Annotated in this window: 15 protein-coding genes; 9 read left to right on the forward strand and 6 right to left on the reverse strand. The window is 67.0% G+C overall.

The window, feature by feature from the left end; translation table 11 throughout:
* The first annotated feature begins 3 nt into the window (after positions 1 to 3).
* From CDN36_RS04205 to CDN36_RS04220, 4 genes are all read left to right on the forward strand, one after another.
* A complete protein-coding gene (locus tag CDN36_RS04205) occupies positions 4 to 801 on the forward strand; it encodes a hypothetical protein (RefSeq protein ID WP_287496059.1) in 798 nt (265 codons plus the stop codon).
* A gap of 296 nt (positions 802 to 1,097) precedes the next feature.
* On the forward strand, positions 1,098 to 2,255 hold the full coding sequence (macA, locus tag CDN36_RS04210; protein ID WP_150556350.1) for a macrolide transporter subunit MacA: 1,158 nt from the start codon (positions 1,098 to 1,100) through the stop codon (positions 2,253 to 2,255).
* A complete protein-coding gene (locus CDN36_RS04215; protein WP_287496060.1) occupies positions 2,252 to 4,345 on the forward strand; it encodes a MacB family efflux pump subunit in 2,094 nt (697 codons plus the stop codon). Before macA ends, CDN36_RS04215 begins: the two co-directional genes overlap by 4 nt.
* A 107-nt stretch (positions 4,346 to 4,452) precedes the next feature.
* Positions 4,453 to 5,979 carry an efflux transporter outer membrane subunit gene (locus CDN36_RS04220; RefSeq protein WP_287496061.1) on the forward strand — a complete coding sequence of 509 codons (1,527 nt, stop codon included), beginning with the start codon at positions 4,453 to 4,455 and terminating at the stop codon, positions 5,977 to 5,979.
* A gap of 16 nt (positions 5,980 to 5,995) precedes the next feature.
* Here the strand turns inward: CDN36_RS04220 and CDN36_RS04225 are convergent, their stop codons facing one another.
* Positions 5,996 to 7,075, reverse strand: coding sequence for a Rossmann-fold NAD(P)-binding domain-containing protein (locus tag CDN36_RS04225; RefSeq protein WP_287496062.1), 1,080 nt, complete (start codon positions 7,073 to 7,075; stop codon positions 5,996 to 5,998).
* A 15-nt stretch (positions 7,076 to 7,090) separates the two neighbouring features.
* On the opposite strand from CDN36_RS04225, the gene CDN36_RS04230 reads away from it, so the two are divergent.
* The 5 genes from CDN36_RS04230 (at position 7,091) to CDN36_RS04245 (ending at position 10,736) form a co-directional block, all read left to right on the forward strand.
* Positions 7,091 to 8,125: a CDP-6-deoxy-delta-3,4-glucoseen reductase gene (locus CDN36_RS04230; RefSeq protein WP_150556759.1), complete on the forward strand. Its 1,035-nt coding sequence runs from the start codon at positions 7,091 to 7,093 to the stop codon at positions 8,123 to 8,125.
* 298 nt (positions 8,126 to 8,423) lie between these two features.
* A complete protein-coding gene (locus CDN36_RS04235) occupies positions 8,424 to 9,683 on the forward strand; it encodes an acetylornithine transaminase (protein WP_150556758.1) in 1,260 nt (419 codons plus the stop codon).
* A gap of 82 nt (positions 9,684 to 9,765) precedes the next feature.
* A complete protein-coding gene (locus CDN36_RS22510; protein WP_353846845.1) occupies positions 9,766 to 9,888 on the forward strand; it encodes a hypothetical protein in 123 nt (40 codons plus the stop codon).
* Between the two features lie 27 nt (positions 9,889 to 9,915).
* Positions 9,916 to 10,263: a GNAT family N-acetyltransferase gene (locus CDN36_RS04240; RefSeq protein WP_353846846.1), complete on the forward strand. Its 348-nt coding sequence runs from the start codon at positions 9,916 to 9,918 to the stop codon at positions 10,261 to 10,263.
* On the forward strand, positions 10,260 to 10,736 hold the full coding sequence (locus CDN36_RS04245) for a GNAT family acetyltransferase (RefSeq protein ID WP_287496063.1): 477 nt from the start codon (positions 10,260 to 10,262) through the stop codon (positions 10,734 to 10,736). Before CDN36_RS04240 ends, CDN36_RS04245 begins: the two co-directional genes overlap by 4 nt.
* A 98-nt stretch (positions 10,737 to 10,834) precedes the next feature.
* Here the strand turns inward: CDN36_RS04245 and CDN36_RS04250 are convergent, their stop codons facing one another.
* The 5 genes from CDN36_RS04250 to CDN36_RS04270 all read right to left on the reverse strand — a co-directional run bounded on the left by CDN36_RS04250 (position 10,835) and on the right by CDN36_RS04270 (position 15,868).
* Positions 10,835 to 11,548: an ABC transporter ATP-binding protein gene (locus CDN36_RS04250; RefSeq protein ID WP_370750473.1), complete on the reverse strand. Its 714-nt coding sequence runs from the start codon at positions 11,546 to 11,548 to the stop codon at positions 10,835 to 10,837.
* Positions 11,548 to 12,321: an ABC transporter ATP-binding protein gene (locus CDN36_RS04255; protein WP_150556754.1), complete on the reverse strand. Its 774-nt coding sequence runs from the start codon at positions 12,319 to 12,321 to the stop codon at positions 11,548 to 11,550. The genes CDN36_RS04250 and CDN36_RS04255 overlap by 1 nt, the downstream gene beginning before the upstream one ends.
* A 21-nt stretch (positions 12,322 to 12,342) precedes the next feature.
* Positions 12,343 to 13,479 carry an ABC transporter permease subunit gene (locus CDN36_RS04260; protein WP_241014073.1) on the reverse strand — a complete coding sequence of 379 codons (1,137 nt, stop codon included), beginning with the start codon at positions 13,477 to 13,479 and terminating at the stop codon, positions 12,343 to 12,345.
* An 18-nt stretch (positions 13,480 to 13,497) separates the two neighbouring features.
* Complete coding sequence (locus tag CDN36_RS04265) at positions 13,498 to 14,448, reverse strand: branched-chain amino acid ABC transporter permease (RefSeq protein WP_150556753.1); 951 nt, start codon at positions 14,446 to 14,448, stop codon at positions 13,498 to 13,500.
* A gap of 211 nt (positions 14,449 to 14,659) precedes the next feature.
* Positions 14,660 to 15,868 carry a branched-chain amino acid ABC transporter substrate-binding protein gene (locus CDN36_RS04270; RefSeq protein WP_150556752.1) on the reverse strand — a complete coding sequence of 403 codons (1,209 nt, stop codon included), beginning with the start codon at positions 15,866 to 15,868 and terminating at the stop codon, positions 14,660 to 14,662.
* Positions 15,869 to 16,123 lie beyond the last annotated feature (255 nt).

Consider the following 16,123-nt stretch of genomic DNA (forward strand, 5'->3'; position numbering starts at 1 on the left):
CCGATGCCTGCCCTGCCCGCACCGGGAGTCATCAGCGTTCGCGAAACCGAAATTTCGGCGACGTTGGCGGATATAGCGCGCAATTATAGCCATTTTCGCGCCCGCCCCCTCGGCGTCACCGCGCCGTGGGCGCCGACCGTCCAGACCATGGGAGGCCATGTGCGTCATAGGCGCGGTGCAATCTTCACACTGTGCAGCCGGCTGGCCGCCGCCGCGGCCGCGAGCCTGGGCATGACGGCAACTGCCCAGGGCGCGCCGAACGCCTTGCCCGGCGGGGCCTCGGCGCCGCCCACGTCGGCTTTCGCCGCGCCCGCCCCGGACGAATTACGCAATTTCGGCCACGATCCCTTTCTCCACATTTCCATGGCGATCGCCGATTGCCCCGCACCGCTCGGGCCCGCCATGCGTGAATCGGACTGGCTTGCCAACGCCCATCACCGCATCGAGAAAGGCAATCACTGCTGGCTCGAAGGGCGCTGCCGGCTGTCCAACAGCTATCGATACGACGCGGAGATCGCCGAAGCCGCGCAACGGCGGCTCTCGAGCATTGCTGCCGAGATTCCATGGGCCGCGCAGACGTCGCTCTGGCTCACGTTCGAGCGTCGGATCATCGTCGTCCAGGGCTGCGTCGCACCGGGCTTTGCCGTCGCGAAGTTTCTCAAGGCGCTGGGCGAGACGGCCGACGTAGAAGCCGTGGTCGACCAACTGGTGGTGCATCGACCCGGCACGCCGCTGCCGCGCCTGACCTACCCCACGCCGGCGCATCCCGAACTGCCGGCCGGCGCAAAGCCGCTGCCCTGACGGCAGCGCGCGCGCGGGCGAGTCTCTCGCTTCGGCGCTGCCGCGCCAAACACGCCAAAGACGCCAGACACGCCGGAAGGATCTGACGGGAAAACGCCCCCAAGGAATCGAACGGAACAAGAAGACCGAATGGGCCGACACACGCAGCCCATGTGCGCCCATGTCCGCCCATGTCCGCCCACGTCCATTCACGTCCGTTCACAAAGTCACAACAACAAAAAACAGTTTGCCGCCCCCTCTTTGATTAGGATCGCCAACACGTCCGCACCTTGCGGTATCCCGTTTTTTCGCGATCGATGACGCCTCTCCCGCTGTTTCGCCTCACGCGCCGCCGCAAGATTGGCGCGGCCATTCTCGTCGTGCTCTGCGGTATTGCCGTCTGGCAATGGCCGCGCCCGAAGCCGCCCGCATATCTGAGCGCCAGGGTCGTGCGCGCCGATCTGGAAGATGCGGTCCTCGCTACGGGCGTGCTCCAGCCGATCAAGCAGGTGGAAGTCGGCTCGCAGGCGAACGGCCAGTTGCGCTCGCTCAAGGTGGTGCTCGGCGATCGCGTGGCCAAAGGCCAGTTGCTGGCCGAAATCGATCCGACCTCCAGCGACAACGACCTGCGCGAAGCGACCGCCGGACTCTCGACGCTCGCGGCCGACCGCCGTGCCAAATCGCTTCGCTTCGCGCAGGCAGAGCGCGAGCTCGCGCGTCAACGCCTGCTCGCGCACGACGACGCCACCTCGCCGCGCGAGCTGGAGAAGGCGCGCACCGAACGCGATGCGCTTGCGGCCGAGCTCGAGTCGCTCGACTCGCAGATTCGCCAACAGAACGTGAAGGTCGACAAGGCGCGCACGAACCTGTCGTACACACGCATTACCGCACCGCTCAATGGCACGGTCACCGCCATCACCACGCAGGAAGGGCAGACGGTCACGGCGATCTATCAGATTCCGACGATTCTCAAGATCGCCGACCTCTCGATGATGACGGTCCGCGCGCAGGTCTCCGAGGCGGACGTCGTGCGCGTGCGCGAGGGCCAGCACGTGTACTTCACGATCCTCGGCGCCCCCGAGACGCGCTACGAAGGCAAGCTGCGCGTGATCCAGCCCTCGCCCGAGAAAATCAACAACGCCATCTTCTTCAACGCCTTGTTCGATGTGCCGAACCCGCATGGCGTGCTGCGCCCCGACATGACGGCGCAGGTGTCGATCGTGCGGGCGCGCATCGAAAAGGCGCTCGCGTTCCCGTCGGTGGCGCTCGGCGAGAAGCGCGCCGACGGCCGCTATCGCGTGCGGGTGCTCGATGCGAGGGGCAACGCACACGTGCGCTGGGTGAAGGTGGGGCTCGACAACCGTCTCATGGCGCAGGCGCTCGACGGCCTGACCGAAGGCGAGCGCGTGGTGACGGCCGATCCGACCGACGCGCCGCCGCCGGGCGCCACGCCCGACTCGGGAGGCATTCTGTGACGCGCGCCTGCGAACCGCTGCTGCGTCTCGCAGGCGTCTGCCGCACCTTCGGCGAGGGCGCGAGCGCGGTCACGGTCTTGCGCGACGTCGACCTTGTGATTCGCCGCGCGGAGATGGTCGCGATCATGGGGCCGTCCGGCTCCGGCAAGTCGACGCTGATGAACGTGCTCGGTTGCCTCGACCGCGCGAGCGCGGGCCGCTACGAGATCGACGGGCGCGACGTGGCCTCGCTCGCCGACGACGCCCTCGCCCGCCTGCGCCGCGAGTATTTCGGTTTCATCTTCCAGCGCTATCACTTGATGGGGCATCTCACGGCGCAGGGCAATGTCGAAGTGCCGGCCGTGTACGCCGGCACGCCGAAGCCCTCGCGCGCGGCGCGCGCGGCAGCGCTGCTCGAGCGTCTGGGCCTCGGCGCGCATGTGTCGCACCGCCCGGCGCAGATGTCGGGCGGCCAGCAGCAGCGCGTGAGCATTGCCCGTGCACTGATGAACGGCGGCGACATCATCCTCGCGGACGAGCCCACCGGCGCGCTCGACAGCCGCAGCGGCCTCGAAGTCATGCAGATCCTGCGCGAGCTCCATGCGCGCGGGCACACGATCATTCTCGTGACGCACGACCCGGGCGTGGCGGCGTGGGCGCAGCGCGTCATCGATATCGCGGACGGGCGCATCGTGCGCGATCGCATCAACGAGACACCGCCCGTGAGCGAGGCCGACGGCGCCGCGCGTCGCGATCGCAAGCCGGGCCGCGCCGCAGAGGAGGCGTGGGGCGTCGGGTCGGGTGACGTAGGCGGCGGCATGAGCGGTGACGTGAACCGCGACGTCGTCACCGCGCCGCGCGCCGGCCAGCAGCAGCCGCAGCAGCAGCCGCGGCGGCGGCCCTGGCTGGCCGGCTGGCCCACTTTCTCGGAGAGCCTGGCGATGGCGTGGCACGCGCTCGCGTCGCACCGGCTGCGCACCGGGCTCACGATGCTCGGTATCGTCATCGGCATCACGTCCGTCGTATCGCTCTCGGCGATCGGCGAAGGCACGAAGCGGCGCGTGATCGACGACATCGGCAGCATCGCGCCGAACACCATCACGGTGCTGCGCGGCAAGGATTTCAACGACGACAAGGCCGCCGAGATTCGCACGCTGCTGCCGCGCGACGCCGCGCTGCTCGCCGCGCAGCCCTACACCGACAGCGTGTCGCCGCAGATCGGCCCGCGCACGATACGCGTGCGCTTCGGGCGGCTCGACACGGACGCGCAGGTGCATGGCGAAGGCGCCGACTTCCTGCGCGCGAACGGGCTCAAGCTCGCGCGCGGCCGCAGTTTCGACGCCAAGGAGATCGAGCGTCAGGCGCAAGTCGCCGTAATCGGCGAGAACGCGCTCAGAAAGCTCATGCCCAACGGCGGCGATCCCATCGGACAGATCGTGCTCGCGGGATCGCTGCCGCTGCGCATCATCGGCGTGATACGCGACAAGTCGTCGATGTTCGTGAGCCGCTCGCTCAACGTGTATGTGCCGTGGACGACGGTCGCCAGCCGCCTGTCGGGGCAGCAGCACCTCGAGTCGATCACCGTGCGCGTGGTAGACGGCCATCCGCCGGCCGCCGCCGAAGCCGGGATCATCCGCGTGCTCACACACGCGCACGGCCAGAAGGACTTCTTCACGTTCAACATGGACACGATCGTGAAGTCGATCTCCCGCACGAGCCAGATGCTCACGCTGCTGCTCTCGTTCGTGGCGCTCATCTCGCTGGTCGTCGGCGGCATCGGCGTCATGAACATCATGCTGGTGTCGGTCACCGAGCGCACGCGCGAGATCGGCATCCGGCGGGCAATCGGCGCACGCCGTCAGGACATCCTGCGACAGTTCCTCATCGAAGCGGTGCTCGTATGCCTGATGGGCGGCGCCGTCGGCGTGGCGCTGTCGTATGTCATCGGCCGGCTCGTGACGCTGTTCGTGCCGCAGATCGCCGTGGTGTTTTCCGTGAGCACGTTTGTCGCGGCCGTGGCGTGCGCGAGCGCCATCGGTATGGCAAGCGGCTGGTGGCCCGCGCGCAGCGCGGCACGGCTCGATCCCGTCGACGCGCTGGCTCGTGAGTGATTTTGCCCCCCAACCGTCCCGTGGCTCCCCCCTGTACAGCCCGGGGTGGTTTTTCAAACCCCGCGCGCGATTCGGTGTCGCGCGCGGGGGTCTTTTTGACAGATCTGATGATTCGCTCGACAGGATTGCCTCGCCCGCTTCACCACCTTCATCGCCTTCGGCGCGCTCGCCATGCCCTCGTCGCACGCGCGGCGGCGACGCTGCCCACGGCGGGCGCGTTCGCCGCCGCGGCACTCGTGTGCGGATGCAGTCTCACGCGCGCGACATACGAGCGCCCCGCCCTCGACATTCCCGCGCAGTATCAAACGACGCTCGACGGCGCGGCGGCCGTTGCCGCGTCCCGATCCGTTGCCGGCGCGCCCGAGGCCGCCGACATCGACCCGTGGTGGCATGCGTTTCGCGATCCGGAGCTCGACACGCTCATTTCCCAGGCGCTGGCTGCCAATCCGGCCCTCGCCATCAAGGCGCTGCAAGCCGATCGCGACGCGCTGCAGGCCGGTCTCGCCGGCGCGAATCGATGGCCGCAGTTTTCGGCGTCCGTGACCGGATCGAAGTCGCGCGCGCTCGATGGCAATCGCGCCCCCTACAACGGGCAGACGCAGACGGTGTCGGGCGCGAGCGTCAGCATCACGTATGAGGTCGACGTCTGGAACAAGCTCGCGGCGCAGCGCGACGCCGCCCACTGGCAGGCCGCGGCGAGCGCATGGGACCGGCGTGCCGCCGCGCTCTCGCTATCGAGCCAGGTCGCGTCGCTGTACTGGCGCGTGGCGTATCTGAACGAGAACGTGTCGAGCGCACAGGAGGACCTGCGCGCCGCCGAACACGTCGTGGCGCTCGTCGAAGCGAAGCGCCGGGCCGGTGCGGTGTCGGGCATCGACCCGGTGCAGGCGCATCAGGATCGCGACGCAGTGGCAGGCGCGCTCGCCAATTGGGAGCGGCTGCGCGATGCGGCGCGGCACTCGCTTGCCGTGGCGCTCGGGCTGCCGCCGCAAACGCGGTTCGCCGAGAACGTGTCGCTGGCACAGGCGTACCTGCCGGAAGTCTCGCCCGGGCTGCCGGCGTCGCTGCTCGCGCGGCGCCCCGATCTGGCCGCCGCCGAGACGCGGGTGCGCGCACGGCTCGCCGACGTGGACGCGGCCAGGCTGTCCTTCTATCCGACGTTCACGCTCACGGGCACGGCCGGCACGACCAGCGATTCGCTCTCGCGGCTGCTCGCCAATCCCGTGGGCACGCTCGCCGCCACGATCGCGCTGCCATTCCTCCAGGTCCAGACGGCGCGCTTCACGACGGCCATCGCGCGCAATGATTACGAGCAGTCGGTGGCGTCGTTTCGCAACGCGCTGCTGAGCGCGTTGAACGAAGTGGAGGATGCGTTGACGGCGCGCGGGGCCACGGCGTCGCAATACGCGTCGCTCGCCAGGGCCGCCACGCTTGCGCAACGCGCGGCCGAACTCTCGGGCGCGCGTTACCGCGCCGGTGACATCGACCTGCAGAGCTGGCTCGACGCGCAGCGCCTCGCGCGTCAGGCCCGGCGCAACGCCGCGCAGTCGCGGCTCGATCAGATCGACGCCACGCTCACGCTCGTCAAGGCGCTGGGCGGGACATTGGGCGAGACGTTCGATAGCTCGCCGTGAGGCGCGGCGCGAGCGGTCATGGACGTTGCGGAGGAAGGACGGCGAGCAGCGCGGCGACATCGGGGTACTTCAACCGGTAGCCAAGCTCGCGTTTGAGGCGCGCGTTCGAGAGCCGTCGCGACTCCGACATGAACGAGAGCAACGTCGGCTCCAACACGCGCCCGGCCGCCTCGCGCGAGACGCGCGGCGGGCGCGGCAGCCCCAATGCGTCGGCCACGCGATCGAAATACTCTCCCATGCGCCATTGCGTGTCGTCGCTCGCGTGTACGACGCGCTGCGGCTTGCCGCGCCACATCGCGCGGACCAGGATCGCGGCGAGATCGTCGGCGTGAATATGGTTGGTGAAGACGTCGTCTTCCGGGCGAAGGGCGGGCGTGCCTCGTTGCAGGCGCGCCACCGGCAGGCGGTCCGCCGCGTAAATGCCCGGGATGCGAACGAGCGTGGTGCGCCACGGAGTTCGGGCGGGCGCGGGGCGTCGCCACGCTGCCTGCACCCCCGCGCCCGCGGGCGTCAGTCGGCGCGACGGGCCAGCCGCGAGCCAGCGGCGCGCCGCGCGCGCGTGGCGCGACGGGCGGCCGAGCGCGCGCAGCGTGCGCTCGGCGTCGACGCGGCGCTGGCCGCGCGGCGAACGCGGCGCCGGTGTCCGGGTCTCATCGATATGCGCGCCCCCGCAGTCGCCATAGACGCCGCTGGTGCTGGCATACACGAGGATTCGACGGACCGCACTGGGCAGGCGTGACAGGGCTTGCCGCCCCCCCTCGGGTACAATCACGGGTTCGGGCGCTCGCCCCAGCGCGGCGCACAAGCGGCGCGTGCGCAGATCCCGCGAACCGTTGCCGGCGACTGCGGCGGGCGGCGCGAGATGCAGCACGCGAGGGGCCAGACGGCCGATGCGGCGCAGGCTGGCGGCATCATCGAGATTGGCGATGACCGGAATCGCGCCGGCCGCGCGCAAGGCCGCGTGCCGGGCGTCGCTCGACGTCACGGCAAAGACGCGAAAGCGCGGGATGAGGGCCGGCAACGCACGCATGCCGACGTCGCCACAGCCCACGACCAGCAGGCGCGGACGACCGAAGGATTTCGACGAATTTTTCATTTTTCGGATTGTAGTATGGCTTACAACGTTACCCTCGTGCCGAGCGGGCGCGAGTTTCAGGTCGAAGACGGCGAGGCCGTGCTTTCTGCCGCGTTGCGTCAGGGCATCGGCCTGCCTTACGGGTGCAAGAACGGCGGCTGCGGCTCGTGCAAGGCCAGGCTCGTCGAGGGCAGCGTCGAGCACGGCGCGCATTCCAGTTCCGCGCTCACCAAGGACGAGCAAACGCGAGGCTTTGCGCTGCTGTGCTGCGCGCACGCGAGCGGCGATCTCGTCGTGGAATCGCGCGAGGTCAAGGGCATCGGCGACATTCCGGTCAAGCGCCTGCCCTGTCGCGTGAACGCGCTCGAGCGCCGCGCGGACGACGTGATCGTGATGCGTCTGCAGTTGCCCGCCAACGAACGCTTCCAGTACCTCGCCGGCCAGTACATCGAATTCATCCTGAAGGACGGCAAGCGCCGCAGCTATTCGATGGCGACCGCGCCGCACGAGGAAGGCTTCCTGGAGCTGCATCTGCGGCACATGCCCGGCGGCGCGTTCACCGACCACGTCTTCCTCAACATGAAGGAGCGCGAGATCCTGCGCTTCGAAGGCCCGCTGGGCACGTTTTTCCTGCGCGAGGACTCCGACCGGCCGATCGTGCTGCTCGCCTCGGGCACGGGCTTCGCGCCGATCAAGGCCATCGTCGAGCATGCCGTACACAAGGGACTGGCACGCCCGATGACGCTGTACTGGGGCGCACGCCAGCTCAAGGACATCTACATGCGCGAACTGGCCGAACAGTGGGCGCGCGACATTCCGGGCTTCACGTTCGTGCCGGTGCTCTCCGAGGCCGCGCCCGAAGACCGGTGGCAGGGCCGCACGGGCTTCGTTCACCGGGCCGTGGTGGAAGACCTGCCGGACCTGTCGGGCCACGAAGTCTACGCGTGCGGTGCGCCGGTGATGGTCGAGTCGGCGCGGCGCGACTTCACCACGCACCACGGCCTGCCGGAGGATGCGTTCTTCGCCGACGCGTTCACCACCGAGGCCGACAACCCCGGCGGCGGCCACTGACGGGCGGACCGTGCGCCGCGCGCCGGGCGGCGATCCTGGACCTCGCAAAGATGCGCGCACGCCACAGTGCGCGCTTACCCTTTGACAAGCGCCGCGTCACCCCCTTATGCTTGCCGACATGAACCTGATTGCCATCGCCTCGATCCGACGTCGCCGCACGCTGCCCCAACCGGGATGCCGCGCGGCACGCTATCGACTGCGATAACACGCAAGTTCTCAAGCACAGCGAAGCCACGGGCAGTCCCCGTGGCTTTTTTTATTCCCTCGTCTCTTTCACCCTTGTCCTTCGGAGACCGTCATGTCGCTTGCCAACTCGCCCGCCGTTCCGCCCTCCAATGCGCCCGGAGCCGCGCGTAACGCCAGGTTCGCCGAGTTCCCCACCGGGGCGCTGCTGCCTATCACCACGCGCCCCGAGCTCGTCTTCACGCACGGCAAGGGCGGCTGGCTGTACGACCACGAGGGCAAGCGATATCTCGACTTCATCCAGGGCTGGGCGGTCAACAGCCTCGGCCACTGCCATCCGGTGATGCGCGACGCGCTCGCCACGCAAGGCGCGCTGCTGCTCAATCCGAGCCCCGCGTTCTACAACGGCCCGATGATCGAGCTGGCCGACCTGCTCGCGACGCTCTCCGGGCTCGGCAAGGTCTTCTTCGCGAACAGCGGCGCGGAGGCCAACGAGAGCGCCATCAAACTCGCCCGCAAGTGGGGGCAGTTGCACCCGAACGCCTCGGGCGGTGCGCGCTACGAGATCATCACGTTCCGGAACGGCTTCCATGGCCGTACTCTCGCAACGATGTCCGCGAGCGGCAAGCCGGGTTGGGACACGATCTTCGCGCCGCAGGTGCCGGGCTTTCCGAAGGCGGAGCTCAACGACCTGGCATCGGTCGAAGCGCTGATCGGCCCCGACACGGTGGCCGTGATGCTCGAGCCGATTCAGGGCGAGGCCGGCGTCGTGCCGGCGACGACGACCTTCCTCAAGGAACTGCGCGCGCTCACGCAGGCGCGCGGGCTGCTGCTGATCGTCGACGAGGTGCAGACCGGTTGCGGACGCACCGGCACGCTCTTCGCGCATCAGCAGGCCGGCATCGTGCCCGACATCATGACGCTCGGCAAAGGCATCGGCGGCGGCGTGCCGCTCGCGGCGATGTTGTGCGCCGACGAGCTCGCCGTGTTCCAGCCCGGCGATCAGGGCGGCACGTACAACGGCAATCCGCTCATGTGCGCCGTGGGTCTCGCGGTCATGCGCACGGTGAGCGCGCCCGGTTTTCTCGAATTCGTGCGTGCGCAGGCCGATTATCTGAGCGCCGGGCTGCAGCATCTGTCGTCGAAGTACGGCGGCGAGGGCGAGCGCGGCGCGGGCCTGCTGCGCGCGCTGCTGCTCGGGCGCGACATCGGCCCGCAACTGGTCGAAGCGGCGCGCGACATGGCGCCGGACGGCTTGCTGCTCAATTCGGCGCGTCCGAACCTGCTGCGCTTCATGCCCGCACTGAACGTGAGCCGCGAGGAAATCGACCAGATGCTCTCGATGCTCGACACGCTGCTCGCCAAGCACGTCTGAAAACCTTGCGGGGTCAGCCCGCCCGTCCGGCCCTCGCGCCGGGCGCGGCGCGCGCCCTGTCCACTCCTGGGAGCACCCGTCAATGAACGACATGAGTCACGCCCATGCGACGCCGCCCGCGGACGCCATCGTCGAGATTTCGTCCGATCCGGCCCGGCTCGACATCGGCTTCATTCACCACGCGCTGTCCACGCAGACGCACTAGGCGAAGGACATTCCGCGCGAGACGCTCATGCGCGCCATTTCGCACTCGCTGTGTTTCGGCGCGTATGCCACCGAGGTCGAAGGGGGCCCCGTGCGTCAGGTGGGGTTCGCGCGTGTGATCACCGATCGTGCGACGTTCGCGTATCTGGCCGACGTATTCGTCGATCCTCCGATGCGCGGGCTGGGCATCGGCAAGCGTCTGTGCGAGAACGTGCTGGCGCACCCGGCGCTGCAGGGACTGCGGCGCTTCCTGCTGGCGACGACCGATGCGGCGGGTTTGTACGCGCGCTACGGTTTCGAGCCGCTCGGCCCGGTCAACAAGATGATGCAGATTCATCGGCCCGACGTGTACACCGGCAAGCGGGAGGCGCCATGACGGGCGCGCCGGTGGATATTCGCATTCGCCCGTTCGACGAGGCGGACACGGAGGCGGTGCTCGCGTTGTGGCGCGACGCGTTCCCCGAGTACAACGCGCCGGACAAGCCGCATCGCGAACCGCGCCGGTCGATCGCGAACAAGGTGGCGATGCGTGACGGCCTGTTCTTCGTTGCGGTCCGCGAGCGCAAGATTGCGGGCACGGTGATGGCGGGCTATGACGGGCATCGCGGGTGGGTGTACTCGCTGGCGGTGGCGCGCGCGCTGCGGCGCCGCGGCGTGGCGAGCGCCCTGCTGCGCCACGCGGAAAGCGCGCTCGCGCAGCGCGGATGTCTCAAGCTGAATCTGCAGGTGCTGACCGGCTCGCGCGAAGCGCTGGCGTTCTACAGCGCCCACGGCTACGCCGCCGACGACGTCGTGAGCCTCGGCAAGCGGCTGCCGGCGGCCCCGGGAAGCGGGATGGGCGCCTGGTGACGGGCTCGCCGGAGAACACGAAGAAGGGCGCCGGATGCGGACCACCGGGCGCCCTTCCTGTTTCGTCAGCCGGACTTGCCGGCTGACGTTTCCCGCCCCTACTCGCCGAGATACGCCGCGCGCACCTTCGGGTCGTCGAGCATGTCTTTCGCATCGCCGGTCATCGTGACGAGGCCGCTGTCCATCACGTAGCCGCGGTGCGCCGCCTGCAGCGCAAGACGCGCGTTCTGCTCCACGAGCAGCACCGTCACGCCCTCGGCCGAAACCGTGCGCACCACTTCGAAGATCTTCTCCACCATGATCGGCGAGAGTCCCATCGACGGCTCGTCGAGCAGCAACAGTTTCGGCTGGCTCATGAGCGCGCGCGCCATTGCCAGCATCTGCTGTTCCCCTCCCGAGAGCGTGCCCGCGAGTTGGTCCTTGCGCTCCTTCAGGCGCGGGAAGATGCCGAACATCCGATCGACGTCCTGCTTGATGCCCGCGGTGTCGTTGCGCAGGTACGCCCCCATCTGCATGTTCTCGAGGATGGTCATGCGCGTGAAGATGCCGCGACCCTCCGGGACCATCGCCAGCCCCTGCTTGAGCAAATCGAACGCCTTCACCCCGCGAATCGACTTGCCCAGATACTCGATGTCGCCCTCGGCCCATGGCAACAGGCCGGTGATCGCCTTCATCGTGGTCGTCTTGCCCGCCCCGTTCGCACCGATGAGCGTGACCAGCTCGCCCGGCTGGATATTCAGGTCGATGCCCTTGACCGCCTTGATACCGCCGTAAGCGACTTTCAGGCCCTTGATCGTCAACATTGCGCTCATCAATGGCCTCCTGCACCGAGATACGCTTCAATCACCGCAGGATTGTTCTGCACGTCCTGCGGCAAACCTTCGGCAATCACCTTGCCGTAATCGAGCACCGTCATGCGGTTGCACAGCCCCATCACCAGCTTCACGTCGTGCTCGATGAGCAGGATCGTCTTGCCGTCGCTGCGGATCTTGTCGAGCAGGCCGCGCAGCTCGACCTTCTCGGTCGCGTTCATGCCGGCTGCGGGCTCGTCGAGCGCGAGCAGCTTCGGATCCGTCGCCAGCGCGCGCGCGATCTCCAGACGGCGCTGGTGGCCGTAAGAGAGATTCGCCGCCGTGTAGTTGGCGTACTTGGCCACGCCCACGTATTCGAGCAGTTCCATCGCACGATCGCGAATGGCGCGCTCCTCGGCCTTGGCCCCCGGGTGGCGCAGGATTGCGCCGACCACGCCCATCTTCGTGCGCACGTGGCGCCCGACCATCACGTTCTCAATCACCGTCATGCCGCCGAACAGGCGAATGTTCTGGAACGTGCGCGCAATGCCGGCCTTCGCCACCTCGTGCACGGCACTCGGCTTGTACGACTCGCCGGCCAGACGGAATTCGCCCGAATCGGGCGTGTACAGGCCCGTGATCACGTTGAAGAACGTGGTCTTGCCCGCGCCGTTGGGGCCGATCAGGCCATAGATCTGCCCCGGCCTGATCTCCAGCCCCACGTCGGTGAGAGCCTGCAGACCGCCGAAGCGCTTGTTCACGCCCTTGACGGACAGAAGAATTTGTTCGCTCATCTTGAATTCGTCTCCCTCGGCTTACAGAGTCCGCTCTTCCGGACGCGGCGACGGCCACAGGCCGGCCGGACGGTAGAGCATGATCAGGATCATGGCCAGACCGTACAGCAACTGCCGGATCACTTCGGGATCGACGATGACGCTGCCGAACAACTTCATCTGCAACGGGCCCATGGTCGAGCGCAGAATCTCGGGGAACGCCGAGAGCAGCACGCCGCCCAGAATCACGCCCGGAATGTGGCCCATGCCGCCGAGCACCACCATCGAGAGCACGACGATCGACTCCCAGAAAGTGAACGACTCCGGCGAGACGAAGCCCTGGAACGCCGAGAACATGCCGCCGGCCACGCCGCCGAACGACGCCCCCATGGCAAACGCGAGCAACTTGATGTTGCGCGTGTTGATACCCATCGCCTTCGCGGCGATTTCGTCTTCACGAATCGCCACCCAGGCGCGCCCGATGCGTGAGTGCTGCAAGCGCACGCAAATGAACGCAATGAGCAGCGCGAGGAACACGAACAGGTAGTAGTACATGTACACCGAGCTCACCTGGAACCCGAAGAAGTTGTGCGCCTTCGAGAAATCGAAGCCGAACAGCGACGCGGGCTGGATGCCGGTGATCCCCTTCGGGCCGTTGGTGATGTTCACCGGCCGGTCGAGGTTGTTCATGAAGATGCGGATGATCTCGCCGAAGCCCAGCGTCACGATGGCCAGGTAGTCGCCGCGCAGGCGCAGGGTCGGGGCACCGAGCAGAATGCCGAACACCGCCGCGACCGCCGCCCCGATCGGGATCGTGAACCACACCGGCACGTGCAGTCCGGCGGGGAACATGTGCGCGATCCACTCGAATTGCGTGGTCAGGTGAGGCGAGCTGAGGAATGCCGTGACATACGCGCCGACCGCATAGAACGCGATGTAGCCCAGGTCGAGCAGGCCGGCGAAGCCCACGACGATGTTCAGGCCCAGCGCGAGCATGATGTAGAGCAGCGCGAAGTCGAGCACGCGCACCCAGTAGTTGCCGCCGGCATAACCGACGAGCACGGGCGCGAAGATTGCCGCCACGAGAAACAGCGCGAGGCCGCGGTAGGCCTTGCGCGTGGCCGCCGCCGCAGAGATCTGCGTGGCCGGCCCGGAGGACGTTTGCACGGGTTGATTCATGATGTCGGTCCTCCCCGCTTATGCACGATCGGCCACGCGTTCGCCAAGCAGACCGCTCGGACGGAACACCAGCACGACGATCAGGACGATGAACGCGAACACGTCCTGATAGTTACTTCCGAATACCCCACCGGTGAGATCACCGATGTAGCCTGCCCCGAGCGCTTCGATCAGGCCGAGCAGCACGCCGCCGACCATCGCCCCCTGCAGGTTGCCGATACCGCCGAGCACCGCCGCGGTGAACGCCTTCATGCCGGGGATGAAGCCCATGTAAAAGTGGGCGTTGCCGTAGTTCGACGCCATCATCACGCCCGCGAGCGCCGCCAGGGCGCCGCCCAGCGCGAACGTCGCGGAGATCACGAAGTTGGGGTTCACGCCCATGAGACCGGCCACGTTGCGGTTTTCCGCCGTCGCACGCATGGCGCGTCCGAGCTTGGTCCGGTTCACGAGCTGCGTCAGGCCGAACATCACCAGGAACGCGACGACGACGATCACGATACCGGTGCCGTTGGTCACCGCGCCCGGATGATCGCCGCGCTGCGGGATGATCGTGAGCGCATCGGTCGGCAGCAGTTGCGGAAACGAGAGCGGGTTGCGCGACCAGATCAGCATGGCGATGGTCTGCAACAGCAGCGACACGCCAATGGCCGTGATCAGCGGCGCAAGACGCGGCGCGTTGCGCAACGGCCGGTAGGCCACGCGCTCGATCACGAAGTTGGTCAGGGCACACACGGGCATACACACGAGCGTGGCAATGGCCAGCATGAGCGCCGGGTTCATGTCCGGCGCGACCTTCAACAACAGGTTGATGGTGGACAGCGCGACCATGGCGCCGATCATCATCACGTCGGCGTGGGCGAAGTTGATGATGCCCAGAATGCCGTAGACCATCGTATAGCCGAGTGCAATGATCGCGTAGACGCTGCCAAGCACGAGGCCGTTCAAGATTTGTTGGATAAGAATATCCATGAAGCTAACTCCTTGTCCCGAAAACGGGCTCCCGGCACGCTTGCCCGATAGGACGTGCGACGAAACCGGGAGAACTGCGGGTAATGAGGCGTAATCCTGTGTGAGGAGGAGGGCCGCGCCCGTCATGCAGGCACGGCATCGATCCGCAGATGAGGAAACGGCACCGAACGGGTAGGCGACGGTGCCGTTTCATGGCGCGAGCGCCCGGGAGTTACATCTTCACCACGTCGAGCACGCTCTTCTTCTTGTCCTTGTAGTTGTAGAGCGTGATCACCGGCTCCTTCATGTCGCCCTTGCTGTCGAAGGCGATGTGACCGATGACACCCTTGTAGTCCGTGGCCGGCATGGCGGCCAGGATCTTCGCCGGATCGGCCGAGTTGGCGCGCTTCATGGCGTCGACGATCACGTTGATGGCGTCATACGTGAACGGGGCGTAGATCTGGATCGGCTGCTTGAAGCGCTCTTCGTAACGCTTCGAGAAGTCTGCACCGCCCTCCATCTTCGACAGCGCCATGCCCGCTTCCGAGCACACGATGTTGTCGATGGCGTCGCCGGCCAGTTCGGCCACCTTGTCGGTACACACGCCGTCGCCGGCGAGCACCTTGGCGCCGATGCCCAGCTCCTTCGACTGCTTGGCGAACGGGCCGCCGGTGGCGTCCATGCCGCCGTACATGATGATGTCCGGACGCTCACCCTTGATCTTCGTCAGAATCGCGCGGAAGTCCGTGGCCTTGTCGTTGGTCGCGTCGTGCGAGAGCACCTTCAGGCCGTTGGCCTTGGCGGTTTTCTCGAACTCGTCGGCCAGCCCCTTGCCGTAAGCCGTTGCGTCATCGACGATGGCCACCGACTTGGCGCCAAGCGACTTGCTCGCGTAGTTGGCGAGTGCCGGACCCTGCTGGGCGTCCGTGGCGACGACGCGATAGGTCGTCTTGAAACCCTGCTGCGTATAGGCCGGGTTGGTTGCCGACGGGGAGATCTGAACGATGCCGGCGTCGCTGTAGATCTTCGAGGCCGGGATCGTCGTGCCCGAATTCAGGTGCCCCACGACGGCGACCACCTTCTCGTCGACGAGCTTCTGGGCAACCTGCGTTGCGGTCTTCGGATCGGCGGCGTCGTCTTCGGCCACGAGTTCGAGCTTGACCGGCTTGCCGTCGAGCGTCAGGCCGGCCTTGTTGGCTTCCTCGATGGCGAGGCGTGCACCGTTTTCGTTATCTTTGCCCAAGTGGGCAATCTGGCCCGTCAATGGTGCAACGTGACCAATTTTGACTACAACCGCATCGCCGCCCCCGCTAGCGGCAGTCGTCGCGGCAGGTGCAGAAGCGGCACCCGAATCGGCCTGCTTTTCTTCCTTCTGACCGCATGCCGCCAACAGCGTCACTGCGGCGACTACGGGCAGTACCTTCGCGAACTTGAGTTGCATGTGATTATCTCCTGATTGTCGGCGCTTTAATAACGCCAATGACGCCAATTCAATGTTTCGTATGCGAAACGCGCGCATTGTAACTCCATTCTTTGCGGCTGCGACGCTCGCCGTCACAGGGTTTTCCATAATGGAGGCCTAAGGTTTATACCAGCTTGTGCAACCCTAATTTTTCAAAAGCGCAACCCCGGAATCGTTAAACGTTTTATTCACCCGCGTGCTCGCACCCGGGCGGCTTCATGGTGCATGCACTGC

Origin of the sequence: Pandoraea sp. CB10b_02 (genome assembly GCF_002216225.1) — a bacterium.
GTDB classification, from domain to species: domain Bacteria; phylum Pseudomonadota; class Gammaproteobacteria; order Burkholderiales; family Burkholderiaceae; genus Pandoraea; species Pandoraea nosoerga.

What these genes read in the sequence shown, in the direction of transcription:
- CDN36_RS04205 (WP_287496059.1), top strand. Translation starts at nt 4, where the DNA reads ATGCCTGCCCTGCCCGCACCGGGAGTCATCAGCGTTCGCGAAACCGAA.
- macA (WP_150556350.1), top strand. Translation starts at nt 1,098, where the DNA reads ATGACGCCTCTCCCGCTGTTTCGCCTCACGCGCCGCCGCAAGATTGGC.
- CDN36_RS04220 (WP_287496061.1), top strand. Translation starts at nt 4,453, where the DNA reads ATGATTCGCTCGACAGGATTGCCTCGCCCGCTTCACCACCTTCATCGC.
- CDN36_RS04225 (WP_287496062.1), bottom strand. Translation starts at nt 7,075, where the DNA reads ATGAAAAATTCGTCGAAATCCTTCGGTCGTCCGCGCCTGCTGGTCGTG.
- CDN36_RS04230 (WP_150556759.1), top strand. Translation starts at nt 7,091, where the DNA reads ATGGCTTACAACGTTACCCTCGTGCCGAGCGGGCGCGAGTTTCAGGTC.
- CDN36_RS04235 (WP_150556758.1), top strand. Translation starts at nt 8,424, where the DNA reads ATGTCGCTTGCCAACTCGCCCGCCGTTCCGCCCTCCAATGCGCCCGGA.
- CDN36_RS22510 (WP_353846845.1), top strand. Translation starts at nt 9,766, where the DNA reads ATGAACGACATGAGTCACGCCCATGCGACGCCGCCCGCGGACGCCATC.
- CDN36_RS04240 (WP_353846846.1), top strand. Translation starts at nt 9,916, where the DNA reads ATGCGCGCCATTTCGCACTCGCTGTGTTTCGGCGCGTATGCCACCGAG.
- CDN36_RS04245 (WP_287496063.1), top strand. Translation starts at nt 10,260, where the DNA reads ATGACGGGCGCGCCGGTGGATATTCGCATTCGCCCGTTCGACGAGGCG.
- CDN36_RS04250 (WP_370750473.1), bottom strand. Translation starts at nt 11,548, where the DNA reads ATGAGCGCAATGTTGACGATCAAGGGCCTGAAAGTCGCTTACGGCGGT.
- CDN36_RS04255 (WP_150556754.1), bottom strand. Translation starts at nt 12,321, where the DNA reads ATGAGCGAACAAATTCTTCTGTCCGTCAAGGGCGTGAACAAGCGCTTC.
- CDN36_RS04260 (WP_241014073.1), bottom strand. Translation starts at nt 13,479, where the DNA reads ATGAATCAACCCGTGCAAACGTCCTCCGGGCCGGCCACGCAGATCTCT.
- CDN36_RS04265 (WP_150556753.1), bottom strand. Translation starts at nt 14,448, where the DNA reads ATGGATATTCTTATCCAACAAATCTTGAACGGCCTCGTGCTTGGCAGC.
- CDN36_RS04270 (WP_150556752.1), bottom strand. Translation starts at nt 15,868, where the DNA reads ATGCAACTCAAGTTCGCGAAGGTACTGCCCGTAGTCGCCGCAGTGACG.